The organism is Chryseobacterium sp. GW821-FHT04C04 (assembly GCF_059420365.1).
On the sequence record NZ_JBWKTO010000001.1, the window covers coordinates 916347 to 943128 of the forward strand.

Sequence of the window (26782 nt, forward strand, 5' to 3'; positions counted from 1 at the left end):
CTTATGAAAACTTAATGTTTCAAATATGTATAGTTTTACCTTTGTTCTATTGTATAAAACTATACAGGGCTTCAAAGAATTTTGGGTATACTTCTATATGAGGCAGATGTCCTACATTATCAATCTCTACAAGCTTTGAACCAGCAATTTCATGCTGGGTTTTCTTTCCCAATTCCTGATACTCTCCCATTTTCGGCTGCAGCTCTTTAGGTGCTCTATCCTTTCCTATCGCGGTTCTGTCTCTTGTTCCAATGATCAGCAATGTAGGAACTTTGATGTTTTTAAATTCATAACATACCGGCTGGTTGTAGATCATATCCGTGGTAAGGGCTGCATCCCAGGCTACCTGAGGATAATCCTTATGGAGTGTCCATCCTGCTATCAGATCAAGCCAGGGCTGATATTCCTGTTTCCATTTGTTGTCATAATAGAATTTCAACTGATAATTTTTATAGGTTTCCGCTGTATTTTTAAGTTCGGACTGATATGCCTGATCGATGGTCTGATAGGAAGCAAAAGTTTTATAGTCTTCAAGTCCGATCGGGTTTTCAAGAATCAATTTTTGTACTTTCTCCGGATACAGCAATGTAAATCTTGTGGCTACCATTCCTCCCATCGAATGTCCCAGAACTATAGCTTTATCAATCTTCAGTTCATCCAGAACAGCTTTTGTATTTTCTGCCAGCTGTGAAAAAGAAAACTGGTAACCATGAGGCTTGGAAGATTTTCCGAATCCGATCTGATCAGGAATCACCACTCTGAATCCTTTTGCAGACAAGTCTTTTGCAGTTCTCTCCCAATACGCTCCATTAAAATTTTTTCCATGAAGAAGCATTATTGTTTTTCCATTGGATTTTTGTGGCTGTACGTCCATATAAGCCATTTTCAAATCTTCCCCCTGAGATTGTAAAGTAAGGAAATGAACTTCGTAAGGATATTGATAATCTGACAGCATTGCATCCAGAGGTTTTACTTGTGAGAATATAAAACCGGACACCGTCAATGTAAAAGCGGCCATTATATTTCTGAAACGTTTCATAAAACTTTTATTTTAAAGATTAAAATTAAAAAAACCGTTCCAAAAGGAACGGTTTTAAACTGTTATTTTTATTTAAATATTTTTTAAGACAATTCTGCCATCGAAACTTCTTTTTCTTTTTTTGACGGTAAATTCATCAAAACAATAGCAAAAAGAATCAGTACAATTCCTGCCCATTGGATGAAAAATACCTTCTCTCCCAATAAAACAAAAGCCATGGTTACGGAAACCGGAAGCTCCAGTGATGAAACGATACTTCCCAATCCTAATCCAGCATTCGGGAACCCAATATTAAATAAAACTGGAGGGATGATGGTTCCAAAAAGAGCCAGTATAAATCCGTAAGTCAGGAATATTGAATAGTTAAATGGATGAATATGTTCTGTATTTTCTGTAAAATTTAAGTATAATGATTTTAAACCATCAGAATACATGGGTCCTATCTGGGCAAAGAATAAAAATGCAAAAACGATTACAGATCCACCCGCCAGCATAATGATACTCTTTCTGAAAACCGGCAGATGGGTAGCCAGTGTATTGGAGGTGAACATCGTTAGGGTATATGAAGCCGCCGCCATCAGTCCCCAAAAGACTCCATGCCAGTCCAGTTCTATCTCCATATTGATAAGATTAGTTGCCAGAACAGTTCCTAATAGTACAATAACCACGGAGACTACTTTTCTTGCATTGGGCAATTTTTTTGTGAGAATACTTTCCACCACTACACTGAACCATACGGACTGCATCAACAGGACAATGGCAATTGAAACATTGATATATTGTACAGCGATATAATAAAATAAGCTGGTTCCTCCCAAAGAAGTTCCTGCAAGCAGCAGCATTCTTACTTCTTTAGAACTTGGTTTTGATAATTTCTGCTTTGAGGTTAGGGTCTGAATACAATTAAGGATCAAAAGTCCTATTAAACCTAATACGAATTGTGAGGTAGTCACTTCAGAAGTTGTGAAGCCATCATGATAAGCCATTTTCACAAAAGTGGCTAACATACCATATATACTAGCTCCAATCCCTACAAATAAAACACCTTTTAGTATATTTTTCTTCTTCATAATTTTTTTAACAGCCTGCAAAGTTACAATATATAAATTAAATCAGTCGGAAGCGTTGCGGTGATAGATAAATATAATCGCCACAAGCAAGCTTGTGGCGATTATAAAATTGATTATAAGTAAATTATTTTTTAACCATTACTTTTGAAGCTGTTTCGAAACCAAGTCCTTTTATTTTAACCATATACGTTCCGTTTACCAGGTTGCTTGTAGAAATTGCTTTCTGAGCATCCGGTGAAATTTTATTTTCAGAAGAAACCAATTTACCTGACATATCATAAAGCTCTACACTTACTTTTCCAAGGGTATTGCTTGGGAATTTGATATAAAACTCGTCTTTAGCCGGATTTGGATAGATCACAACTTTATTGTCTTTTGTAGTTTTTACTTCATTTGTAGCCAATAGACATTCTTCAGGCACTGCAAAGTTTTCTACCTGATCAGTAATTACATTCTTAGCTCCAGCTAAGGCATTTACTCCTAAACCTCTTCTTGCAAAAACACTCCAAATCATACATTTATCTTGTCCTTGTGTAGTTGCTAATTCTGCGGCCAATATTGCATCTCTACCTTCAATAAAGCTAGGATTACAAGACTGAAGTTTTAAAGCATTGGTGATTAGCTGTAGTACTCTGGCACTTCCATTCGTAGTGTTTGCTAATACATCTGAAGAATATCCATATTTTTCAACATATTTCCAGTGAAGATCCCAAAGCATTGTTGCCCAAACAAATCCAATCGAATGCACATCCGGAACCAGATTACCACTTGTATTGGTATATTGCATTGTATTAGTATCTCCATAAGTAAAATCATTAATAGCAAAGTTTGGAGAATATCTCGCAGGTCTTATACCTCCTCCTTCATTAGGCTGTCCTTCTACATAAGTCCCCATACCTCTTGGTACAGCAGCATTATCTCCCGTTTTATTGGTTAACATTAATGCAAAGAAATCAGACCATCCTTCTCCCATCTGCTCTTTACTTACATTTGCATTCAAACATGATGATCCTGTACCTGTAAGTCGATTTGAAATTCCGTGTCCATATTCATGAATAACAATCCCATTATCAAAACTTCCGTCAGGAACTACATTATAGATAGGATCTTTTTTAAGTGTAACATTTACAGTTGCATTGGAAGCAAGTTGATTTTTTATATATTCTCCTTCTGAATTTGTAACAAGTATTGAAGGAATTGTAATAGTAGTATCTGTACCACCCATTAATGGAGGGAGATTAACAGCTCCTGTATTATTATATACTATAACCCCAATAGCTCCGGCGTTCTGAGCATTCTTCACTTTTACAGTAAAACCACAATTGGTTCCCCCTCTTTCAATAAGTCCAATTTTCCCAGTAAGAGATCCTGCTGGTAATGCCTGACAAGAGAGTAAATCTGATGATAGTTTTACATCTCCTGTTACTCCAAGCACATTTAATGCTGGCCCAAACTGAGCTCCTACAACTATTGGCTCACGCGCAATTGCTGCAGTGGGGCTGTTATAAAATAATAATCGGCTATTAGTCGTGGACCAAAGATACATCTGCATCTTAGGATTATACCCATCCGGTGGAGGAGTAAAGTTGGCATTATTCAAACCACCTCCATCCTGAGCTTCTGCATATACAGAGTCATCATCTCCTCCTACAGGTCCATTTCCAAAATTGTTCTGCTGGAAGTTCTTTGCAGATTCTGTAAATCCGAACTGATAGAAAATATCATGAACTTTGTTGTTCAGATAAAATAAATTGGTGATAGCAGCATTCCTGTTATTTACAGGAGTATCATTAATGTTAAAAGGAAAATTAAAATTTCTTGTAAAACCTCCTTCTGCAGGGCTACCTGTAAGATAATTAGGAGCTGTTAAAGCCGTTCCTGCAACATCTTCATAGGCAAAAACATTGTTTCCTCTAGTGGCAGTATAGTGATTAACTCCGTCAGAATGCCATCCTTCAGGAGACGCATTCAGAAGCCAAGGATTGGTAAGAATTGATCTGGAACCAAAAGTAGGTGCTTCGATTGGCAGCGGAAACACATTATATGATGCATTATCCGGTACAAGCAAAGGAATATTGTTTTGCACTATATTGTTTTGAGGTCCAATTAATGTATTCTCAAAATGGTCCGCATGACTATAATCAGCGTCTGAACTATAGGCATCATGATGGAAGTTACAAGATAATGTGAGGTTATTTTTCAACAGGATATTTCCGGTATTGGCATCTACTAAAATATTCCAGTAATTTGGAGATTTTGGTTCCATTAAGGTATACTCATATGCCAAACGCAGATTTCCATTCTCATCGTTGGTGTATACCAGTCTTTGATTGGCTGATGTAGCTTTTTTCTGAGTCTTTTCAAGATATCCAAGAATCGTAAAATTGGCAATATCAGGGTTTTTCAGATCTTCAGCAATCTTCTGAAGCGCTGTATTTTTATTAATAACCGCCGTACCTGATGTAGATGCAGTATAATCTTTTACAAAATTATCTGTGTAATAAACAATTTTATTGTCCTTAATCAATGCTGTACCTACAGAGCTGTATATGGGTAAACCATTATACGTCTGCAAAAATTTAACAACATTACCATTCAATGATTTTGAAGGATCTACATTATCAATGATGATATTATTAAGATCAGATTTCTTATATTCTCTTATTTTATTTTGAGAAATATAATCTTTAATCAGTTTTTCATTATCCTGTCCAAACAATATTGTTGGAAACGCAGAAAATACCGCAAATAAAATAGGTAGAGCTTTATTTTTCATATCCATTATTAAAGCCGCTAATCTACAAATAATTCACAAATCTTTATTATTTTTTTTAATCAAAATTTAACAATAAATAAATATAAATACAAAATACAACTTAAAATTATTTTATATATTTCTCAATACAGAGAATCTCATAATGGGTTTATGTCTATCCCATTATATTTAAAGCGATTTTATCAATTTTTGATTTAAATATTTCACTAAATGAAGCATTTATTATTAAATATTTTTAATGAATATAAACATCATTTTTTCCCGCTTTTAATATCTTAAAAACTGTCCTATTATCATTTATTTAAATGATACACTTTATTCATCTGGGTATAAAAAAAGCCGCTCAAACGAGCGGCTCCTTATTTATGAATGGTTCAAAGATTATTTACCTTCTTCCATTTTTCTTTTCAACTCTGCTAATGCATCGATGTCTCCAAGTGTAGATCTTTCTTCGTTGTTAGAAGAACTTACGTTTCTAGAAGAAGCTTCTTTTACGTTTTTCTTTTCTTCGTCTCTGAAAGTACCTGTGTGAGATACTACTACTCTCTTGAATTCTTTGTTGAATTCGATTACTTTGAATTGAGCATCTTCACCTTTTTTGATTTTAGATCCATCTTCTTTCTCTAATAATCTTGAAGGACAGAATGCTTCTACTTCAGCATCTTCGAATTGAACAGAAGCTCCTTTATCGTGAACTTCTACCGCTTTACCAGCGTGGATAGTTCCTTCAGCATATTTAGTTTCGAATTTATCCCATGGGTTTTCAGTCAATTGCTTGTGACCTAGAGATAATCTTCTAGCTTGGATATCTAATTCAAGAACTACAACATTCAATTTATCACCTACTGCACAGAACTCAGATGGGTGCTTGATTTTCTTAGTCCAAGAAAGATCAGAGATGTAGATTAATCCGTCGATACCTTCTTCTAACTCTACGAATACACCAAAGTTAGTGAAGTTTCTTACAGTTCCTACATGCTGAGATCCTACAGGATACTTAGTTTCGATGTTTTCCCATGGATCTTTAGACAATTGCTTGATACCAAGAGAAATTTTTCTTTCTTCTCTATCTAAAGTTAATACTTCAGCTTCTACTTCATCACCTACTTTCACAAAGTCACCAGCAGATCTTAAGTGAGTAGACCAAGACATTTCAGAAACGTGGATTAATCCTTCTACACCTGGAGCGATCTCAACGAATGCACCATAGTCAGCAAGAACTACTACTTTTCCTTTTACTTTGTCTCCAACTTTCATGTCAGCAGAAAGAGCATCCCAAGGATGAGCTTCTAATTGCTTCATACCTAATTGGATTCTTGTTTTCTCATCATCAAAATCAAGGATTACAACTTTTACAGTTTGTCCGTCCTCTAGGATTTCAGATGGGTGGTTCACTCTAGACCAAGAAAGGTCTGTAATGTGGATCAATCCATCAACACCTCCTAAGTCAATGAATACACCGTAAGAAGTAATATTCTTAACAGTACCTTCAAGAACCTGACCTTTTTCAAGTTGAGCGATGATTTCTTTTTTCTGACCTTCGATATCTGCTTCGATCAATGCTTTGTGAGATACAACTACGTTTTTGAACTCAGGGTTGATTTTCACAACTTTGAACTCCATAGTTTTTCCTACGAACTGATCGTAATCTTTAATTGGCTTAACGTCAATTTGAGAACCAGGTAAGAATGCTTCGATTCCGTGAACGTCAACGATCATACCACCTTTAGTTCTAGATTTAACAAAACCGTTAACGATTTCTCCAGTTTCGTGAAGTTCGTTTACTTTATCCCAAGCTTTAAGCGTTCTAGCTTTTCTGTGAGATAATTGTAACTGACCAGTTTTGTCTTCTCTTTTGTCAACCATTACTTCTACCTCATCACCTACTTTTAGGCCTTGGTTGTAACGGAATTCGTTAAGAGAAATAACACCTTCAGATTTGAAGTTGATGTCTACGATAGCTTCTTTGTCAGTTAATCTTACTACTCTACCCACTAAAACGTCATTGTCGTTTAGGCTGTTAAGAGATCCGTTGTAGATTTCTTCTAAGTCGCTTTTTTCTTTTCTCGCATCTGCATCAAGACCTGATTCGAATGAATCCCAATCAAATTGTTCTGGTGCTACGTTTTGGTTTAAAATAACCTCTGCTGAATTTGTCTCTTTTGACATTTTCTAATAAAAATTTGTATTCCTTCTTTTTTAACGGTTTGAATAAATGCGGATTAAAAAATACGGAAGTAATTAATTGTAAGTAATTTACCCATCAAACCTTTTCGCCACAAAAGTGGGTGCAAAGATATGAATTTTATTTAAAACAAACAATAGGTTTTCTTTCACAAATACATGCATTAAATAACTGATTACCAATATATATTTATTAAAAGAGATAAGAAACAGAAATCAAGAGCTAAGATACTGAACAACCGGTATCAGGTTTTGGGCTTTAATTTTGGGAAGCTGTGTCTCACTTATTTAGAGTATCCATTCTTTAATGGAATATAAATTTATCAATATATGATTTAACAAAAATATATTTCATTAATCAAAAGATCAATATCTATGAAAACTTTATTATGCAAAAATATTTCCTTTTCATTTTAATCAGCTTGTCAGGGTGTATAGCTACCATGAAAGCTTGTACCATATTTTCATGCTCCAGAGGAGGTGAGGTTTTTGCAGCAGCCAATGAGGATGACATGACACCTTTTACCAGAATTTGGTATAACCCAAGTACCAAAGACCGCTATGCCTCTGTCTGCTTCGGGGCTCCGGATATGCAGGTTGCTGCAGCAATGAATGAACATGGGTTGTTTTTTGATTATGCAGCGGCTAGCTATGACCTTAGTAAATTGAACCTGACCAATCCTTATCCGGGAGACATCATGTGGGAGGTATTAGGAAAATGTAAAACCGTAAAAGAAGCCATCGTTATATTAAAAAAGTATGACTATATATCTTATTCACAGGTTTTATTGGCAGATAAGGATGGAAATTCTATCCTGATCAATCCCAAAGGCATTACCGAAAAAAGCGGAGACTATCAGGTCAATTCAAATTGCAATATGATCAATGGAAAATTAGCATGCAGAAGACCTGAAATTGCCAATGAAATGCTTTCCGGCTCAAAAGAAAACAATGTAGGGTTTCTCAAAAAAATTCTGGACAAAACCCATCAGGAAGGTGAGCTAAATACGTTATATTCCACGATCTGCGATTTGAAAAAAGGAATTATTTATGTTTATCTTTTTCACGATTACAATACAGTTTATACCATTGATCTGAAATCTGAACTTAAGAAAGGATACAGAGTAGAAAATCTTGCCGATCATTTTCCCGTTTCATTTGCTTATGAAAGTTTCTCAAAGAACCATTCTTTATATCTTAAAGAATCTATTTTCCAGGAAATGAAAGATAAAGGTATAGATACAACCATTGATCACTATATCGCAGAAAGTGAGAAACTATCGCCAAAAAATGAAAAATTGAATGCTGCTTTGCTGGAAACAGCTCTACAGCTCATCAAATATTCATGGAACGAACGCCATAACGGCAGTGCCTGGGATTATTGGTTCAGCAAACCTGACGGCTATAATATAAAGCCATACAAAGATGCTAAGCTTACCTCAGCTGAAAAACTATTACAGTACTTATCAGCAAAAGAAAATACAAATCTTAAGCTTCAAAATTTCATGTATGAAATCTCGGGCTTTATCAATCTGACACAAGGAAATACCAATACTGCAAAGGATTTTTACCAAAAATCAATCCGAAATCCGGATGAAACATATCCGGTTACTCTATCCAGAGGAAAAGAAATACTGCGCAGGCTGGAAGAAGGAAAATGGAATTGAGCAAAATATTAGAATTTCAGACAAGAGCTTACGGTCTCTAAAAACCATCATACTCTATCACTCACTTACCTGCAACCTACCGCCTAATTCATTATCTTTGCAAAATGGAACTACAATCAATCTACCAGAAACTGCAGATTCAGGACATGAATCAGATGCAGAAATCTACTTATAAAGCGTCTGAAAACAATACAGACATTGTTTTACTCTCTCCTACAGGATCTGGAAAGACGCTTGCTTTTTTATTCCCCGTTCTTCGGGATCTGAAAAAAAATGTTCAGGGAGTTCAGGCATTGATATTGGTTCCAGCCAGAGAGCTTGCTTTACAGATTGAGCAGGTTTTCAAAGCGATGGGAACAGATTTTAAAGTTTCTGTTTGCTATGGCGGGCATGATAAAAAAATAGAGGTTAATAATTTAATAGAAGCTCCTGCTGTATTGATCGGAACTCCGGGAAGAGTGGCCTATCATGTAAGAAATGATAATTTTGATCCGAAAACGATAAAAACCCTGGTTCTTGATGAATTTGATAAGGCCCTGGAACTAGGCTTTCATGATGATATGGAATTTATCATCAATTCATTGAAAGGTACTTCCCAAAGACTTCTAACTTCAGCAACTGAGATGGACGAAATTCCTGCTTTCACAGGTTTAAAGGATGAAAAAGTAATTAGTTTCCTTAAAGAAAACGAAGTAAAACCGGATATTCAATTAAGAAAAGTAATGACTATTTCTGAGGAGAAACTGGATACTCTTTTCAATCTGATTTGTAAAATAGGAAATAAGAGAACCCTGATCTTCTGTAATCACCGTGAAGCTGTAGACCGTATCTCTGAGCTTCTTCATCAGATGGGAATCGACAGGGAAACCTTCCATGGCGGTATGGAACAGGATGAAAGAGAACGTGCTCTGCTTAAATTCAGAAATGACTCTGCAAGAATCCTTATTACAACAGATCTGGCAGCCCGTGGACTTGATATTCCTGAGATAGAATCTATTGTTCATTACCAACTGCCTCCCAAAGAAGATGCCTTTATTCACAGAAACGGACGTACCGCAAGAATGAATGCCAAAGGCTTTGTATATCTGATCATGACAGAGGATGAAAATTTCCCGTTCATTAAAAATAATACGCCTGAAGAAAGTGTTGCCGGATTCACTAAAGTTCCGCAAAAAACACCTTTTCAGACAGTTTATATCAGTGCAGGAAAAAAAGATAAAGTCAATAAAGTGGATATCGTAGGCTACTTACTAAAAAAAGGACAGCTGCAAAAAGAAGATGTCGGGATTATCGAAGTAAAAGACACCACATCCTATGTTGCTGTTTCAAGAAATAAAGTAAATACTCTTTTAAAAACACTTCAGAACGAAAAACTAAAAGGGAAAAAAGTAAAAATGGAGATTGCTTATTAAGCTTTAAAGCCACATTCCCAACTTTATTCTCCACAAAATTCACAACAATTTCACAGATATAGCAGTGAAACATCTGATAATTCCCTTCTTTTCGAGGGGGTGGTAAAAATTCAAAGAATTTTTAACTGGTGGTTCAATACCATAACAAAAAATAGCTCTGAAGTTTATAAAAACTTCAGAGCTATTTTAATATAAAGAAATTCGCTATATTATTTTATTCCTCTAACTCTGGTAGGGAAAGTATACACAGATTTTGAAGCGGTAATGAAGAGTATATCATTGTTTTTTCCTCCAAAGGTTACATTGGAGGTCCATTTTTCAGGAATAGAAATATGGTAGATCTTCTTTCCCAAACGGTTAAAAACATGTACTCCATCTCCTGTTAGATAAAGATTTCCATGTTTATCCAGCTCCATCCCGTCTGAACCCATTTCACAGAAAAGTTTTTTTTCAGACAGTTTTCCATCACTTAATATATCATACACATACGTTTTTCCGGCATCAATATCTGAAAGGTATAATTTCTTTAGTTTTTCACTTCCTACAATCCCATTAGGCTGTGTGAAGGTATCCAGCTTGGTCACTTTTCCTTCTTTATTTCTGTAGTAAAGACTTTTATGCGAAAGCTCCTGTTTAAAACCAATCCAGTAATCTCTTTCGTACAGAGGATCTGTAAAATACATTCCTCCAGCCTCATCATTCCAGACATCATTCGGCCCATTTAGTCGTTTTCCTTCAAAACCTTTGAGCAGAACTTCTACTTTTTTATCTTTTGAGATCTTCCAGATTTCTCCCTGATCATCCGAACAGGTAATTAAATATCCATCTTTGTCAAAGTGTGTTCCGTTTGCTCTTCCCGTCCTATCTAAAAATTCTATGATTTGATTGGTTTTCCAACTCCAATAATAAATTTTATCATTGGGTTGATCGGTAAAATAGACATTCCCCTCTTGATCTGCTGATGGCCCTTCTGTGAAACTGAACTTGTCAGAAACCATTTCCGGCTTTACTCCTTCATAAAACATTTTACTATAATTTACTGATTGACAGTTTACCAATGCGAAAACCAAACCAATCATGCTTATTTTAAATATATTCTTCATGCTTCACTTTTAAAACCGCAATTTACAATATGACGAACAGGTTTCAAAATATTTTCTCATTTTGATACAATAAAAACCATTAACATAAAATGTCTCAATTGTCCTATTTTGGAAGTAGATCATATTAGTAGTAAAAGGATATAATGCGGAGCTTTGCAGTAACAAGATCGATCACTTTTTTTTCATGAAAAAATCATTCTGAAAATACAGATAGATCCGGATGAAAATAGCACAAAAATACTTTTATAGCATACAACAATGAGCATAGAGTCCAACAACATCAAGTCCTTGGAAATTGAAAATGAAGATTTCAGAAATTCAGTGGGAACCATGGATGAAACCGGAAAGAGAAAGTGGATTTTTCCAAGAAAACCTAAAGGAAAGTATACCAATTACAGGAATTATACCAGTTACTTTCTCCTTGCTTTATTTTTCGGATTGCCTTTTGTAACCATCAACAATAATCCTTTTCTCCTTATTAATGTCATCGACAGGAAGTTTTTTATTGTTGGGCAGCCGTTTTACCTTCAGGATTTTTTCATCCTTGCCTTAGGAGCTGTAACATCTGTTATTTTTGTGATGTTATTTACCGTAGTTTTTGGAAGGATATTTTGTGGCTGGCTGTGCCCTCAGACCCTTTTTATGGAAATGGTTTTCCGTAAAATAGAATACTGGATCGAAGGAGACCGAAATAAGCAGATGAAACTCGACAGACAGGAATGGGATGCAGAGAAAATACGAAAAAGACTGACGAAATGGTCGGCTTTTCTTTTGATTTCATTAATTGTCTCTCACTTTATGTTCATGTATATTGTGGGATATAAAGAGGTTTTCCGCATTATGAGTGAGGGCCCTGAAGGAAACTCTCTAAAGTTTACCGTTATGATCTTCTTTACGATGACTTTCTATTTCGTTTTTGCATGGCTTCGCGAGCAGGTTTGTACACTGGTATGCCCTTACGGAAGGCTTCAGGGGGTATTGATTGACAAACAGACCATCAATGTATATTATGATTTTAAAAGAGGAGAAGGCCGTTCAAAATGGAGAAATAATGAAGATAGAAAAGCAGCCGGAAAAGGGGATTGTATCGACTGTAATCAATGTGTGGTTGTATGCCCTACAGGAATTGATATCAGACACGGACAGCAACTGGAGTGCGTAAACTGCACAGCATGTATCGATGCATGTGATGAGGTAATGGAAAAGGTTGGCCTACCTAAAGGGCTGGTTCGCTATGCTACAGAATCAGAAATTGAAAACCGTGAAACGTTCAGATTTACTCCAAGAATGAAAGCTACCACCATTATTCTGGCATTGCTGATTGGTTTCCTTGGATTCTTAATGTACGATCGAGGTTCTATGGAAGCCAAATTCATCAAACCGGCAGGTTCTACTTTTTTCATTAAAAATGGAAAAATCACCAATACCTTTATCTACACTCTTCTGAACAAATCGAATGAAAAGAAAATCCTCAACATCAAAGTGATCACCCCAATGAACTCAGAAATTACGTATTTCGGTTCTGAAAAAATCATCCTGAAAGGAGACGAGATCCTGAAGGGAAATATTAATATTTCTTTTCCTGAAGAAGACATTAAGTTCTCCAAACAAAATATGGTCATCGGTGTTTTTGATGAACAAGGGAAGTTGGTAGATTCGTTTGAGACTACTTTTGAAGGACCGTTTAAGCTGGCTCTTTAGGTTGCAGATGATAGTAATAGGTTGCGGGTTATAGATATTAGGGATTAGGGATTAGGGATTAGGGATTAGGGAAAGTAGTTGATATTTCCATCATTCCCCTCCTGCGGAGGGGGGGGCGAAAATTCAAAGAATTTTTGACGGGGTGGTTTGCAATAATCCCGCCCCAATCTATTATCCTAATAAACCTGAACTTTGAATTTTAAACTCATTATGCCTTATATTTCCTCATAAACTGAGTGGGAGTCATTCCGGAGCTTTTCCGGAAGACTCTTACAAAGTAAGAATACTCTTCATATCCCAGCCTGAAAGCAATTTCAACCAGGCTTTCATCCAGGTACATCAACATTCTTTTGGCTTCCAATACAACTCTTTCTGTAATAACATCGGTAGCTGTTTTTTGAACAACAGTCTGTACGATTCTGTTCAGATGCTTAGATGAAATCCCCAATAAGGAAGAATAATAAGCAATGGATTTATGGGAGGTAAAATTTTGTTCAATCAGGTTTTCAAAATCCTGATAATGTTTAAAATAAGAAAGTCCGGCAGCAGAAGCTAAGGGATCAAAATCCCTGGAAAACAATCTCGTAGCATTGATGAAAATCTGTGACATGAGTGACAGAATAAGCCCTTCTTTCATCAAATTTTTAGCCTGGTGCTCTTTCCCGAGTTCCTGAAATAGTTTACTATTTTTCTTTACCTCCAAAGTATCCAGCTGAAGTTTTCTGGGAAAAGATACCGATCCAAAAAAGGGAAAATTCTTGAGCTTCTGATTTACATAATGCATTTCATAAAACTCCTGGGAACAAAAGAAAATATAGCCTTCTATATCTTCCGAAAGCTCCCAGCTATGAATCTGCCCGGGTGATAAAAAAAAGAGACTTCCTTCGGAAACTTCGTATTTCTGAAAATCGATCTCATGCACGCCTGCTCCTTTGGTAAAAAGAACGGTTGCATAGAAATCATGTCTATGAGGCTTTTCTATGTGACGATGTCCCACCACCAAATGATTCTTCATCGTGTTAAAATAAAAATCTGAAGTATTTTTACCTGCCTGGAAAAGATCGATATGAAGAACTGAAATTGGATTCATCACTTATATTTATATGCATCGTAAGGATCCACAAATTTAGACAAAAAAAGGACCGGTAGAGACCGATCCTTATTATCTGTTACAGCTAAGCTGTTTATTTTATGATAAGCTTGCTGTTGTAGACTCCTTTTGAAGAATTGATGCTAATCACATATACTCCTTTAGGTACATTTACATTAAACTCTTTTGTATTATTCCCTTCACTCTTATAAGCTGAAGAATAGATTAATCTTCCACTCGAATCAAACATATTGACTTTAACATCTCCTTTTATATTTTGAGATTTAATAAAGAAATTACCATCACTTGGATTAGGATAGATTTTAATATCATCTGCTAATGGAGAATTCATTTCTTTGATTCCTAATGATTGTGTCTGGCGGGTACATACCTGAAGCATCCATCCATTGATTGTTCCTGTATCTCCTGTATAGTTATCGGAAGCGAATAATTTCCACTGCCCCTGAGCAGGATGTCCTACAAAAATACCCAAAGATTCGTTAGATTTTACCTCTCCTTGAATTGGAGTCGCACAAGCAACAGCATTTCCAGTGTCACTGAATGTTGCCGTTATATTATCCTGAGAACCGCATTGTCTGTGCCATATCAAGGCAGAAGTTCCCAGAGGCCCTTCTATTCCCAATGAAACATCACTTACATAGGTATGAGTAACGGAAGGAGTTACTTTAATTTTTGTAATGATTCCGGTATTGTTAACGGTCATAGGAGCTGAAACCATAGGCGATGCAATAGCAGCATTTCCTCCAGGACCATCCGTAATAGGAACTGCAGGACCTCCATAAGTATAGGTAGTACAGTTTTCTCCTTCTACTGCATAATCAATCACAAAGCTAGGGCTTACCGCATAATAGATATTCCCTACAGCTTCTACTAAAATATAGGCATTCGTAGCAGTAGATCCTGCCGGAATTGTAACCTGCTCACTTCCATCGTTAGCCGTGTTCGCAGCAATAGTAGTAAAAGTCTGCCCTCCATCTGTAGACAGTTTAATATTTACATTAGCCGTGCTTACAGGTGCTTGATTGGTATTGGCTACATCCCAAGTTACATTGACTGCTGATCCTGAAGTGGCAGATTGTCCAAATGCAGGAGCCGTCACTTTAAACGGCCCGGAAGCATTATTTACCGTGATCATCATTGCATCTTTGCTGGTTTGAGGTGCAGCAATACTGTTATTTCTCACAGTCAGTGCGAAATTAAGATTTCTTCCTACTCCTGAAACCGTTTCCCATTTTGTAGTAAGAACACCTGCCAATACTTTATTAAAGTCCGGGAAATATCTTACCGGAGTGTTTACAGGGCTTATAGATCTGAAGGTAGGCCCCGTTGGCTTGTTCAGATAAGGAATAGAATTATTCCCTGTCTGAGCTGAACCGGAATCCATTTGCTCCCATGTATAGGTATAAGGTGCTGTGTTGGCATCTGTGGAAGTTCCTTTAAGTACAAATGCCGTAGATTTTGGAATCACATAATCTGCACCTGCGTCGATGGATGGTGCAGGACCCGCAAAAGGAGTATTTGTACCACAGGCCACACTGTTTATGTTGTTTTTAATTTCCTGTACGCTAAATCCATGAAAATAATCATTGGAATTAAACTGCACGTCATAGTTACTTGTAATTCCGGTATAGGCCATAATGGTAGAACCACTACCAGGCTCCACCAGTGATGCCAGGTTACCAGATGCAGTACTGTAACTGAATGTATGATTGGCTCCTAACTGATGTCCCATTTCGTGCGCCACATAATCGATGTCAAAATTATCTCCTTCCGGATAATTGCTTGCTGTCCATCCCATTGCTTTTGTGGCATCATCACAGATATCTCCTGGCGCATATCCGTTTCCGTCTTCACGGTCAAAAATATGTCCCATATCATAATTAGCTGCCCCGATAAGATTGGTAATGGCTGTCTGTCCTTCTTGGTTTTGCTCACCTGATGCAGTATAAGGATAACCAGGTGCAGCCGGATTAACATAGATTACAGCATCATTATTTGCTACCAGGTTAAAATGAAGGGAAAGATCTTTTTCAAAAACACCGTTCAGACGGGTTAATGTTGTATTCATGGCTGCTAAGACAACAGCTTTCTTTTGTGCATCTGTTGCTCCAGAAGGTGTTCCTGCTACGGTAAGATGATACTGCGCATACTCATTTGTACAGGTAATAGCAAGTCTGAAAACATTAAAACCCGCCGTTTTCTTATTGACAGCATTGTTTTTTTTTACTGAGTTTTTTGTTTCTGGTTTATTGGGTGTAACACACTCAAAAGGTTCTTTTTCTTGTCCTCTTCTCGAGTTGGAATCAAAAACGGCATATACAGCTCTGTCTTCAGTGTATGGTTCGATAAACTCGGAGATTCCGGATCTGGTTATCATAGAAGAAAAACCGACTGGAGAAAGACTGAACCTTACATATACAGAAGGGTCTTCTAACCCTGTTCCTACATAAGATTTGATATCCGGAAATTTCGCCTGTAATTCAGGAGCCATGTTTGAATATTCCCAAACCTGAAATTTTTCCAGCTTTCCATTGGCTGCGGGAAGAGAAATGACCACTCCTTTTTCGCTTGAAAAACGAACTGGTGCATTTTTCAATGTCTGTTTGAGCTGATTTGCATTTAACGCATACAACCCGGAAAATTCTAATTTTTCCTGTGATTTTTTAACTTTCTGAGACCTGACCTCAGTTCTTGTCCACTGTGAAAACCCTAGAAAAGGGATCATCAGTGAGAAAATAAAGAAATAATGTTTCATATCATTCTAATTTGGGTTTGTTCGCCTAAGATATTAAAAAATTAGATTTATTTTAATTTTTTATCACGTATTCATGAATAAAATACTTTCGTCTCTTGAAATAAAAGTCATACTGCACTTTTTACAATATATTTGGGTAAAACTTTAAAAAATTTTTATCTTTGAAGTTTAGGAGTCGTAAAATGAAAATAAATTTACCTGATAAACTGTATTATTCTATAGGAGAAGTGGCCAAAGCATTCGATGTAAACACTTCATTAATACGTTATTGGGAACAGGAATTCCCTATTATCAAGCCTAAAAAGAACAGAAAAGGTAACCGATATTTCACTCCTGAAGACATCAAAAACCTTCAGATGATCTATCACCTGGTAAAGGAAAAAGGATATACCCTGGACGGAGCCCGCATCGCTCTGACCACCAATAGTAAAATTTCCGAAACTATTACCCTCATCGACCGCCTGGAATTTGTAAAAGCTGAATTGATCAAACTGAAAGAATCTTTAGGAGAAAGGGATGATGAATAAGCTTTTGAAAATATAAAGAACTCCGCTGCAATTAATTGCAGCGGAGGTTTTATTTAAAGTCTATCTATTAGAAAATACGGCCCCAGCTACTTTCACAACATTCTATCCCCCCTTCACCAGCCCCTCTACATCAGTGAAGAAATGTAAAACGTTTTAGAGAAATGCTGGGAATAAAGTAGAAACCATTGGCTCTTGATTTAGACGCAGACTGGAACCAGAAGAAAAATTTCTTTGCTTAAACAAAAATAATGCAATGTTCAATAATAGAATTGAAGTCCAAAATATTAATCCTATTGATAAAATTGTTCAGCTTCATGAAGAAAAAATTGCTCTTTATGAAAGAATGTAGAAAGAAAAGGATGAAATGATGAGTAGGCTGGAAAAGCTGCTTGGAAAATAACAGACAAAAGAATAAAAACCACTGCTGGAGCAGTGGTTTTTTCGTTTTATTTTTGGACATGAGCGAGGATATGTCAATACTAGTATTTTATATGAAATTATTCTTTAATCTATCAATCTGATAAGTTCTCCTAAATATATTTTTTTATTTTTTAAATTATCATTTTCTGATATATTGACTAAATACTTTGTCTTACTCTTCATCTCGCCTTTTCTTAATATTATAGCTGTCTTCTCAACACCTTCATACTTCTTTATAAAATCAGGAATTGGAAAATTGTCTTTATCAACAATAAATAAAGTATCTTTATTATCATAAATATTCTTTACTATATAAAAATTTGATTGATTTTTATTTTTAGCTGGATAGTATGATAATAGTTCTACATATATATTTTCATTAGGTTCAGATAAATTTGAATATGCTATTTCTTTTTCAATTAATTTTTTTTTTTCTTTACAAGAAACCATCAAGATCAATGTACAAATTATAATTCTTTTAATATTTTTCATCTTTGCTCACTTGGTATTATATTCTTATTATTTAACCTTCCTGCTTTATATAACCTATTCATTCTCTTTATTTGTGAAGGCGTGGGTCCAGTAGGATTTTTTATTGCTCCTCGCATCATAAAATTAGAGGAAGAAATATCCCAACCAGTAAAAACGTCAAAAAAACCTCCACTAGACTGTTGATCAGGATGTTGAAATCCTCCAATATGACCTAATTCATGGGGCATAGTCTTCTCATTTTTACCACTCATTATATCACCTACATATTTCTCATTTACTGATACTTCTTTTCCATTCATTTGCCTAGCCACCACTTCACCTTTTTTATAAACTTTAAAATCCTCAGAATCTGAATTTTTTATTTCAATTAACGTATCTGTATTTTTCAAGTCTTTTTCATCTTCTATAGATCTTATATTTATACTCGATGAGATTGTAACATTCGGATTATTAGTTACTTTACTAAACATTGCCTCAGTTTGTGATTGTATTATATTTGCAAATTTTTTCATGTCAATTTTCTTGTTTGAGGAGCTATTTAGAACAGCCCCAGTAAATACTAAATGATAATTAGTTGTATTTGTCTTTTTATCATAAGTCTCTGTAATTGTCCAATCTCTTCCATCAGGATCAATCATCATAATTGGATTATTTGCTGCATACATCATAGGGCTTAGTTCATAATGTTTCTCCGCCAAAGGGTCTACTACTCCCCATCTTCCCAGATCCGGCATATACATTCTTGCTCCATAGTCATACATCCCACTTACCTGAAGTTCCTTGCCATTGTACTTATATTTATATGCAGGATTTCCTGTTAATATATTATATCCTTCATGCTTCAATCCAAAAGGATAATAATTACTTTCTTCAATGATCTCTGCTCCCAATCCATTCTTAGCATAGCTCAACCTCGTATTTCCAAGGTGATCCGTATAATTGTACACATATTTTCCGGTCTCAACATTAAAATATCCTTCTGTTGTTGGGAAGAACTTTAATGTAGAATTTTCGTATTGAAAACCATCCAGATAATCAGTTGTCTCTGTTCCGAAAACCTTTCTTACTTTCACCCCGTCTGCTCTGTAAATATAGTCTGTTACTTTGGAGTTTTGGGTAACTTTTTCAGGTAAATTTAGATAATTATATTGGATGGAGGAAATTCCTTTATCCAGTTGAGTCGTCATATTTCCATTGACATCATAATTAATGGGACTTCCTGTACTTCCTGATGCCAATGGATAGCCACTGATGGCATTTCCGGTTCCTATTTCTTTAAGATAAGATAACTTATTACTCTGTTCTCCATTCTCATAATGGTATTCCAGATTGTCCATTACTTCAGGTGCTGTATATCCTGGAAGCTGTTTCCCTCTTCTTAAAAGGCTTTTTATATTTCCGTTAAGGTCATAGGTAAGCTGCTCGTGGTATTCTCCTCGTTCTAAATTCATAGCATCCCAGAAACGACCTTCTTTAAGTCGGTTAAGGGGGTCATATTCATAAGAGTAATTTCTCAGTACCGCATCATTTTGGGTAATCCAGGACATCTGGGAAATGTTTCCATTATATCTTGCTGAACCTGAAAACTGATTGTTAGGGGTGTTATAACGCAACTCATAAGCAAAGAGTTTATTCTGCAAATTGGCAGGATCATTCACTTTTGTCACCCAACCTCTTATGTTATAGGCATACTTGACACTTTGCAGTGGGCTTCCGGTCGTATTTCCTATATTTTTAGTCTGTAACTGTCCCAGATCATTGTAAAGATTTTCGGCAAGAAGCTCCTGAGCGCCTCCATTAACCTGATTCCAGTGTCTTACCAGCCTTTCCTGGTGATCATATTCAAAGGTTTCCTTGATATTTACTTTGGTATCGTTCGCAGATCTTTTGTGCTCAACAAGACTATATTCCGGTACTCCTGAAAATTTAAGGAAGCTTTCAGTCTTGGTATATCCTCCAAGATGGTTTAAAGAATGGGTAGCGATGGCTCTTCCTTTCTTATCATAATAGGTATATACTTTTGTCCAGCCGTCATTTTCAATATTTTTAGTATAAGAAGCGGTTGCAAGACTTTTCGTGCTTACCTCTGAATTCTGTGTGGTCTGCGGAAGTACTTCCTGATTTAAAACAATACTCACTGCTGGCGCTCCCTGAGGATAGGTATCATAATAATTCACCGTAAGAAGCTTATCCATTGTTGTAGGATAAGAAGCATTTCCGTATTCAATACTAACCCCATTCAGCGTAAGGCTTCCACCGCGGGTTTCAAAAGTATCGGCAGCTTGATTATCAATCGTATTCTGTATGGTATTTCTTGGATTGGTATCCCTGGTAATCCCTGTATAGACAACTCTTCCCAAACGGTCATATTTAGTAAACGTCCATGACTGGTCAGATGAAAAATTAGCAATCCCATTTTTGAGAGCAGTATCTCTGGATAGAATAATCTGATCTTTTTTATTATAAACCATCTGCTCCCAGCCTTTCCCCGGAAGTTTCTTTTCTACCAGTCTTTTTTTTCCATCGTATTTATATTGATAACAAAGATGCTCCATTGCGGAAGCCGAAACGGTTGCCACAGCGGAAGCTAAAGGAGGGATCACAAATGCCAGTTGGTCGTATTCATTATAGACATAATACGTATCTGCATTTTCTGAAGAACTGATGACTTTCCTTACCAACAGAGTTTGTCCTCTCCCATTTTTAAATTCTATGGTTTTATTAGTATCCTCATCTGTTACCGTGCTTTTATACAGTTGAGATTCTCCATATGTACCCGCTAGAATGAGTTCAGAGGAAGTAGCTCCATCTACCCATGTAGTAATGGTAGTATATTTTTTAACTTCGCCAGCTGCATTGGCTTCATATCCAAAAACAACAGGTTTATTTTGCCAGTCAGTACCCGGATTTTTCTGGTTTAAAACTCTGTCCAGTGGAGAGTTTTCCAGGGTCTTATGGCTAAAAGGGTAAGAATCGTTAATCCCATTCGCCTGATAGTAACTATTTGCACTACCCTCTACTCCAGTCTGGATATTTCCACTCAGTGAACTCATGGGAACCGGCAGCCAGCTGTCAACTTGTCTTCCAAAATTGTCATAAGGAATATGCGTTACCAAATCTTTTCCTGTAGGAGTAGATTTTATACTCACAGACTGTTTAGGCCTTCCCAAGCCATCAAAAAACTGAACATTCTGTATTTGCTGAAGGGACGCATCTGAAACTGTGGTCGGTACTAAATATTGTCTGGTATAGATATAGTTTTCCGTCGTTGGCATATTGGACGAATAATCTACCGTGATGGGTGTATAAGTACCTCCATTACCGGAAGAAGATACTCCGATATAGGCACGAAAGGTACCATTAACAGAACTGAACCTGAATCCCGGAAGCATCCGGATACTTTGTGGATCGGATACTTCGGTATTAGGAGCAGGTGGAGCTGTCAAAACAACCTGCCCATAATGATGGAGGCCCCATAACAACCCAATGCTTATAAATATTTTCTTATACATTAGTCTGGATTAATGGGTTGCAGATGATTTAATTGTAAGAAACTGTTCTTTCAACTGTTTAATTTCCGAAGCAATCTTTTTTAAATCCACATTTTCAGTTTCTAACTGCTGCATTTTTTTCTCTTGGTCTTTTAACTGTTTATCCTGCTTAATGACATACAGCGTAAGCTCTTCAATTTTCTGCAATAATTTGATCTGGAATTCGCCTACATTTACTCCTTCTTTCTCCATCACCTTGGCTGAAGCAATTTCAGGAAGGTGCTTTTTCTCTTTAATATGTTTCGCTACCTCTTCCAATTTTGGAAGGTCATAGTTTTCTTCAAATACGAAATCAGCGGTTGGAGTTAAGGTTACTTTCAGTTCTTTAGCTTCCAGTTTACCTTGTAGTAAAGCATTTCCATTATTAGTAATTCTCATTACTTCATTCATTTGAACCGGTGAATCTATTGCTATCTGTTGAGAAGGAGCGCTTAAGAAACTAAATCCTTCATTACCTACAGTAACAGCTGTTTTTGCCAGACTTGCCTCCCCACTGCTGGATAACCAACCTACGTTTGCCCCATCCGCTTTTACCCCAAAACTCATATAAGAAGATGATGAGCTTCGTAAAGATCCCCAATTATTCAATGATCCCTTCACATAACGTATAGCGAAGGCATTGATACCTATCGCAGAATCACCAGATCCCGTCAAAATGTTACCAAAAACATCCAATTTTTCTCTAGGTTCTGTTTTTCCCAGTCCAACATTTCCATTATGAAGGATTGAAAGTCTTTCAGCCATACTTGTCGCACTGGCATTATCATTAACTAAAATAGAAAATTTAGACCCATGTATATTCCCCGTTTCTTCAGTGGCAGTTATTCTTGCCTTAGGAGAATTGGAATACCCAGCAAATTCTAATGTGGGATATTTAGGATTGGCAGAAGTACCACTCCATCCTGCGGTCGAAATTGTTATTTTGCCTCCGTCTTGATGGCCCACCTCTAAATTAGAATGAGGTTCTGCAACCCCAATTCCCACGTTAGTTGATGTAGGTGTAGATGTCTGATTGACAGCACCTGAAGAGGTATACAACTGTGCAAAAGATAGTTGAGTTGCTAAAATTCCTGCAATGAATATTACTTTTTTCATAATTTAAGTTTTTTTATTGTTTATAGTTATATTTAATTCCTGTATAGTTATTCTCTTCAATTTCGTTATCTCTCTCTGATTTATCATCTATAGATATTTCTATGAAAGAAGTCACTTTTTTCATTATTGTATTTATTTTTGATATTGAAAAGAAAAATTAATTGAATTCTGTGAAGAAGGATCAACCGTTCCTGAAATAAGTGTTGCATTGCAATTCCCAGAGGTATCAATAAAAATTCTCCATTGACGATTAAAGCTTGTTTCTGTATAGATTATTTCTCTATTAACAGAAGGTATACAAGCCCCCCCTACCTTACCAAAATTTAATCCACTTCCCCAACTCTGCCAAATACCATACCCAGAAAATGAAACATAAAAATTAACATTGTTATTTACTGTTGTGGTTGAATTATATATGTATGATGGGTTTCCGAGGGCCGGAGAGAATGTAAAATTACAAGATACAATCGGTATACACGGACCATTTTGATTGGCCATTTTTTGCCCATTAGCATTAATATCTTCTAATGCCATTAAATCTGCAGCTAGCTGGCTTACATTAGAAGTATATGTACCACTAGGAACAATATATGTATAGGAACCTCCTACTGTATTACCAGTACAATTTGTTCTTGTGAATACCTCGCTTTTTTCAGTATTAGAATACCCTGTAGGAGAGCTATTACCATATCTATATTTAAATTCTTTTATTATTTTATTATTTACATCTACTACTTTTTCTAATCTGTTGGTAATATCATATTTGTAATACTCTATAACCCCTGAAGGTGGTGTAACGCTTGTCACTCCAATTAAAGGGTCATGAGTATAAGTAGTAATCTGATAAGCAGCTAGGTTACTATTTTTCCTTAAATTGTCTTCTGAATTTAATAAGGCTTGTTCATTAGATGGGGTTTCTGCATCATTATTAGACGCTAGAATTATATCATTAACATATGTTGCAATATTATCATATTGTGCCCCTTCAATTTTTGCTATTGGCAAGCTAAAATTGTATCCCCAAATAATAGATGTCGATAATCCTTCTTTTGTTGTATACTGAATAAGATTTCCTTTCGTATCATATTTATCCAATGTAACCTCTGTTGAAGATGTATTATTGTCTAATTCATAAGATTTTACAGATTTTGGAAGTATAAAATTACCAATTTGGGTATCAGGCAATGAATTAGGATAAACCGTTTCTATTTTTGATAAAGTCTTGGTTATTCCATTGTTAGTTTGTGTTACAATAGCTTCCAATGGAATTTCAACCATGTTTTTACTAATCATCAACTGATTTCCTTTTTCTTCAGCATAGCTGTAGGAAGTTTCACTTGTAGAGGTATCAGGATAAGTTGTTTTTTGTGTCTTAGGTAAATATTTATTATTGTAAGTAGTAAATGTTTTTGTTTCCAGATAATTACCAGAACCTGCCGGAAAATACTCTTTGGTTGCAGTAGATTCCAGCAAAGATTTATAAAGACTTATAGTGTAAGTATGAATAAGTCCTCCAAATGGAGGATAAGCATTTGTTGTAAAATCATGGCTAATAAACCTGTTTACAGGTTCTAATATTGCTCCAGATATGAAATAGGTATTTAAATTATCTTGAGAATTAAACTTATAATTATATCCAATCTCTTTAATTAATGAATTATTTTCATCATAATACCTTTGTTTGGTTATGTCTCCATTTCCAATAAAATAATTCTTTCCTCTAGGCATCATGGTCAAACAAGAACCACTTACATTATTAATAAAATAGTTCTCCGTTTTTCCTTTTCCAATAACCCACTCTATAACTTTAGAATATCCTACGGCTCCTTTTTGGGTAATAGTTGATACACCTTGAGCTGGAGTTCCTTCATATACTGATATTCTAAATGGATATTCTCCAAATGTACTGGGTAAATATTGAATTGAACAACCTGGATTTGACAATATTGAACCTCCACTAATATCACTTTGTGAGGAATAACATCTGTTTTCTATTTCATAAAATTTTGGAAATTCAGCTAGATTTCCATTGGAGGTAATTTTTGTTCCATTATTATTGAGCTCTTCATAAATATAATTTTTTATTAAAGGGGGTGCTCCTGGTTTTTCTATTGTTTTAATATTTTTTATTCTCACTCCTCCTCCCAAACTATAATCCTTTTCGGGACCTGAACTAATATTATCCATTAATGACTGTATTGGATAATTGGAAAATGTATTTAATTCATATTCGAACTCTGTTCTTCCCCCTGTTGGATAATTTATCCCTGTCAAAATTCCTGCTAATGCACTAAGAGAAGCTCTCCTATCGGATAAATATTTTTTACCATCTGCTTTATAAGTATAAAGCATAGTTGTCTCTTCATCAAAAATAGGTGTTGTTGGACTTGGAATTTGATATGCAGGGAGTTGATACCAGTATCCTGTTGGATCTTGATTAAAAGATGTGAGGGTAAATGGATTTGTTCCTTTTACAAATTTATCCGGAGATGGAATAAAAGTATCATCATTATTCTGCCCATTGTAATATCCCCAAAAATCCACAGCAAAACTCAATTTATTAGGTAAATTATAAGCTGTATTATAATCAAAAGAATATCTTTCATTGGTCAGTGATTCGGTAAGGCTTAATAATCTCAATCTGTGTGTTAGTACTTTATTGTTTGGAGCTACTAACCAGCTAGCTATTTTTTCGGTATTAAGATTATCGTTAGCTATTAAATAGTCATAATTGAAATCATATTGTTTAATAAGTTTATAGTTGTTATATATTTTAACAGAAGTTAATTTCTTGGATTTATTAATATCCTCCCTGTCTTCCCAAGTAAATTCAACTTTACCATTGGTAAATTCAATTTTTTGAATATAATTTTCGTCTATCCTTTGTTTACTATAATAATTTGCTCCAAGGTTATTGTTAAAATAGCCAGGTCCTGTCCCACTTCCTGGAGGTATTCCCTGGGTCAGCGTAAAACTCACTCTCGTACTTCTTGAACCTGCTAATCTCCATATCCCGCTAAGTGAAAAATTAGAATAAAGAAACTTGACACTTTTTCCTTTTGTATCTTCTATTTTCGAAAGAAGATCAGAAATTCCGGTAGTGGGCGTTGTATAATTAGATCGTGTTATTTCCCTTCGATCAAAATAATAATTTAATCCTTTTTCGTCAGTAATCTGAAAATTATAATCTCCAAAAGCATTAGGCTGAAAACCTATACTAGGAATGATTTTAAAATTAATATTAGCCTGTCCTTCTATAGCAAATTTTGGATAGTCTGTCTTGGTTGTTTTTGACATATCCAAGTAAGCTTTATAACTTTTACCTGGCAAATTAATAAGAAACAAATCAGGCTGAAAATCATATTCTGGATATAAAGAACCTTGTGGATCATTAACAAGCAAACGAAAGGTATTAGTATAATATGAACTTACAGCAGTACTATTATTCCATGAAGGTGTAGGACAGCCTGATACTGAACCGACATAACCATTAGCATTTTTAGGATATATATTATAATACCCATAGTTACTAAAGTCATTGGCTCCAGCCATAATATGTGATACCATTCCCCCTGTATTTAATGACCATCCCAGTCCTACAGAAGAAGCTTCATCATTTACTTTTATTCCTCCAGAATGATATGAAATAGAGATTGGAACTTCAATATCACCTTCTTTAATTGTATAGAGTGGTATCGTAATATCAGGTACCCCTGTATATAAAGAAATCGGTGTTTCGGCATACCTGAATAATGCTGCTGTATTTGGAGATACTACTGCTGTATTATTTACTGCATTTTGAATAATAGAACTTGAGCTAGTCTGAGCATATATTGCAGTTATAGACAAACTATAAATTAGTATTAATATCTTTTTCAT

Annotated in this window: 15 protein-coding genes and 1 pseudogene; 5 read left to right on the forward strand and 11 right to left on the reverse strand. The window is 35.6% G+C overall.

Annotation, left to right across the window (positions count from 1 at the left end):
- Nucleotides 1–46 precede the first annotated feature (46 nt).
- The 4 genes from AC07UM_RS04215 to rpsA all read right to left on the reverse strand — a co-directional run bounded on the left by AC07UM_RS04215 (nucleotide 47) and on the right by rpsA (nucleotide 7054).
- Nucleotides 47–1039 (reverse strand): alpha/beta fold hydrolase, encoded by a 993-nt coding sequence (locus tag AC07UM_RS04215; RefSeq protein ID WP_494682340.1) that lies wholly within the window; start codon nucleotides 1037–1039, stop codon nucleotides 47–49.
- A gap of 83 nt (nucleotides 1040–1122) precedes the next feature.
- Nucleotides 1123–2109, reverse strand: a complete 987-nt coding sequence (locus AC07UM_RS04220; protein WP_494682339.1) for an EamA family transporter — start codon at nucleotides 2107–2109, stop codon at nucleotides 1123–1125.
- A 124-nt stretch (nucleotides 2110–2233) separates the two neighbouring features.
- The gene (locus AC07UM_RS04225) at nucleotides 2234–4885 is read right to left on the reverse strand and encodes a T9SS-dependent M36 family metallopeptidase (protein ID WP_494682338.1); all 2652 of its coding nucleotides are present in this window, start codon (nucleotides 4883–4885) and stop codon (nucleotides 2234–2236) included.
- 381 nt (nucleotides 4886–5266) lie between these two features.
- Nucleotides 5267–7054 (reverse strand): 30S ribosomal protein S1, encoded by a 1788-nt coding sequence (rpsA, locus tag AC07UM_RS04230; RefSeq protein WP_109738095.1) that lies wholly within the window; start codon nucleotides 7052–7054, stop codon nucleotides 5267–5269.
- A 404-nt stretch (nucleotides 7055–7458) separates the two neighbouring features.
- Between rpsA and AC07UM_RS04235 the strand changes: the two genes are divergently transcribed.
- Nucleotides 7459–8736, forward strand: coding sequence for a C45 family peptidase (locus tag AC07UM_RS04235; RefSeq protein WP_494682337.1), 1278 nt, complete (start codon nucleotides 7459–7461; stop codon nucleotides 8734–8736).
- Between the two features lie 104 nt (nucleotides 8737–8840).
- The gene (locus AC07UM_RS04240) at nucleotides 8841–10148 is read left to right on the forward strand and encodes a DEAD/DEAH box helicase (protein ID WP_494682336.1); all 1308 of its coding nucleotides are present in this window, start codon (nucleotides 8841–8843) and stop codon (nucleotides 10146–10148) included.
- A gap of 209 nt (nucleotides 10149–10357) precedes the next feature.
- On the opposite strand, the gene AC07UM_RS04245 is transcribed toward AC07UM_RS04240, so the two are convergent.
- Nucleotides 10358–11251 carry an SMP-30/gluconolactonase/LRE family protein gene (locus AC07UM_RS04245; protein ID WP_494682335.1) on the reverse strand — a complete coding sequence of 298 codons (894 nt, stop codon included), beginning with the start codon at nucleotides 11249–11251 and terminating at the stop codon, nucleotides 10358–10360.
- Nucleotides 11252–11509: 258 nt separating this feature from the next.
- On the opposite strand from AC07UM_RS04245, the gene ccoG reads away from it, so the two are divergent.
- Nucleotides 11510–12952 carry a cytochrome c oxidase accessory protein CcoG gene (gene ccoG, locus AC07UM_RS04250; protein ID WP_494682334.1) on the forward strand — a complete coding sequence of 481 codons (1443 nt, stop codon included), beginning with the start codon at nucleotides 11510–11512 and terminating at the stop codon, nucleotides 12950–12952.
- Between the two features lie 208 nt (nucleotides 12953–13160).
- On the opposite strand, the gene AC07UM_RS04255 is transcribed toward ccoG, so the two are convergent.
- Nucleotides 13161–14042 carry an AraC family transcriptional regulator gene (locus tag AC07UM_RS04255; RefSeq protein WP_494682333.1) on the reverse strand — a complete coding sequence of 294 codons (882 nt, stop codon included), beginning with the start codon at nucleotides 14040–14042 and terminating at the stop codon, nucleotides 13161–13163.
- A 94-nt stretch (nucleotides 14043–14136) separates the two neighbouring features.
- Nucleotides 14137–16818 (reverse strand): reprolysin-like metallopeptidase, encoded by a 2682-nt coding sequence (locus AC07UM_RS04260; RefSeq protein WP_494682332.1) that lies wholly within the window; start codon nucleotides 16816–16818, stop codon nucleotides 14137–14139.
- Nucleotides 16819–17000: 182 nt separating this feature from the next.
- Here AC07UM_RS04260 and AC07UM_RS04265 point away from each other — a divergent pair, with 182 nt between their 5' ends.
- Both AC07UM_RS04265 and AC07UM_RS04270 read left to right on the forward strand, forming a co-directional pair.
- Nucleotides 17001–17345 carry a MerR family transcriptional regulator gene (locus tag AC07UM_RS04265; RefSeq protein WP_105703076.1) on the forward strand — a complete coding sequence of 115 codons (345 nt, stop codon included), beginning with the start codon at nucleotides 17001–17003 and terminating at the stop codon, nucleotides 17343–17345.
- Nucleotides 17346–17506: 161 nt separating this feature from the next.
- A pseudogene (locus tag AC07UM_RS04270) lies at nucleotides 17507–17694 on the forward strand (hypothetical protein).
- 155 nt (nucleotides 17695–17849) lie between these two features.
- Here AC07UM_RS04270 and AC07UM_RS04275 read toward each other — a convergent pair.
- The 4 genes from AC07UM_RS04275 to AC07UM_RS04290 all read right to left on the reverse strand — a co-directional run bounded on the left by AC07UM_RS04275 (nucleotide 17850) and on the right by AC07UM_RS04290 (nucleotide 26782).
- Nucleotides 17850–18257: a hypothetical protein gene (locus tag AC07UM_RS04275; protein ID WP_494682331.1), complete on the reverse strand. Its 408-nt coding sequence runs from the start codon at nucleotides 18255–18257 to the stop codon at nucleotides 17850–17852.
- On the reverse strand, nucleotides 18254–21769 hold the full coding sequence (locus tag AC07UM_RS04280) for a DUF6443 domain-containing protein (protein ID WP_494682330.1): 3516 nt from the start codon (nucleotides 21767–21769) through the stop codon (nucleotides 18254–18256). The genes AC07UM_RS04275 and AC07UM_RS04280 overlap by 4 nt, the downstream gene beginning before the upstream one ends.
- 9 nt (nucleotides 21770–21778) lie before the next feature.
- On the reverse strand, nucleotides 21779–22903 hold the full coding sequence (locus tag AC07UM_RS04285) for a hypothetical protein (protein ID WP_494682329.1): 1125 nt from the start codon (nucleotides 22901–22903) through the stop codon (nucleotides 21779–21781).
- A 132-nt stretch (nucleotides 22904–23035) separates the two neighbouring features.
- Nucleotides 23036–26782 carry a DUF5977 domain-containing protein gene (locus tag AC07UM_RS04290; protein WP_494682328.1) on the reverse strand — a complete coding sequence of 1249 codons (3747 nt, stop codon included), beginning with the start codon at nucleotides 26780–26782 and terminating at the stop codon, nucleotides 23036–23038.

Coding starts and splice junctions, on each gene's coding strand:
- AC07UM_RS04215 (WP_494682340.1), bottom strand. CDS start 1,039: ATGAAACGTTTCAGAAATATAATGGCCGCTTTTACATTGACGGTGTCC.
- AC07UM_RS04220 (WP_494682339.1), bottom strand. CDS start 2,109: ATGAAGAAGAAAAATATACTAAAAGGTGTTTTATTTGTAGGGATTGGA.
- AC07UM_RS04225 (WP_494682338.1), bottom strand. CDS start 4,885: ATGAAAAATAAAGCTCTACCTATTTTATTTGCGGTATTTTCTGCGTTT.
- rpsA (WP_109738095.1), bottom strand. CDS start 7,054: ATGTCAAAAGAGACAAATTCAGCAGAGGTTATTTTAAACCAAAACGTA.
- AC07UM_RS04235 (WP_494682337.1), top strand. CDS start 7,459: ATGCAAAAATATTTCCTTTTCATTTTAATCAGCTTGTCAGGGTGTATA.
- AC07UM_RS04240 (WP_494682336.1), top strand. CDS start 8,841: ATGGAACTACAATCAATCTACCAGAAACTGCAGATTCAGGACATGAAT.
- AC07UM_RS04245 (WP_494682335.1), bottom strand. CDS start 11,251: ATGAAGAATATATTTAAAATAAGCATGATTGGTTTGGTTTTCGCATTG.
- ccoG (WP_494682334.1), top strand. CDS start 11,510: ATGAGCATAGAGTCCAACAACATCAAGTCCTTGGAAATTGAAAATGAA.
- AC07UM_RS04255 (WP_494682333.1), bottom strand. CDS start 14,042: ATGAATCCAATTTCAGTTCTTCATATCGATCTTTTCCAGGCAGGTAAA.
- AC07UM_RS04260 (WP_494682332.1), bottom strand. CDS start 16,818: ATGAAACATTATTTCTTTATTTTCTCACTGATGATCCCTTTTCTAGGG.
- AC07UM_RS04265 (WP_105703076.1), top strand. CDS start 17,001: ATGAAAATAAATTTACCTGATAAACTGTATTATTCTATAGGAGAAGTG.
- AC07UM_RS04275 (WP_494682331.1), bottom strand. CDS start 18,257: ATGAAAAATATTAAAAGAATTATAATTTGTACATTGATCTTGATGGTT.
- AC07UM_RS04280 (WP_494682330.1), bottom strand. CDS start 21,769: ATGTATAAGAAAATATTTATAAGCATTGGGTTGTTATGGGGCCTCCAT.
- AC07UM_RS04285 (WP_494682329.1), bottom strand. CDS start 22,903: ATGAAAAAAGTAATATTCATTGCAGGAATTTTAGCAACTCAACTATCT.
- AC07UM_RS04290 (WP_494682328.1), bottom strand. CDS start 26,782: ATGAAAAAGATATTAATACTAATTTATAGTTTGTCTATAACTGCAATA.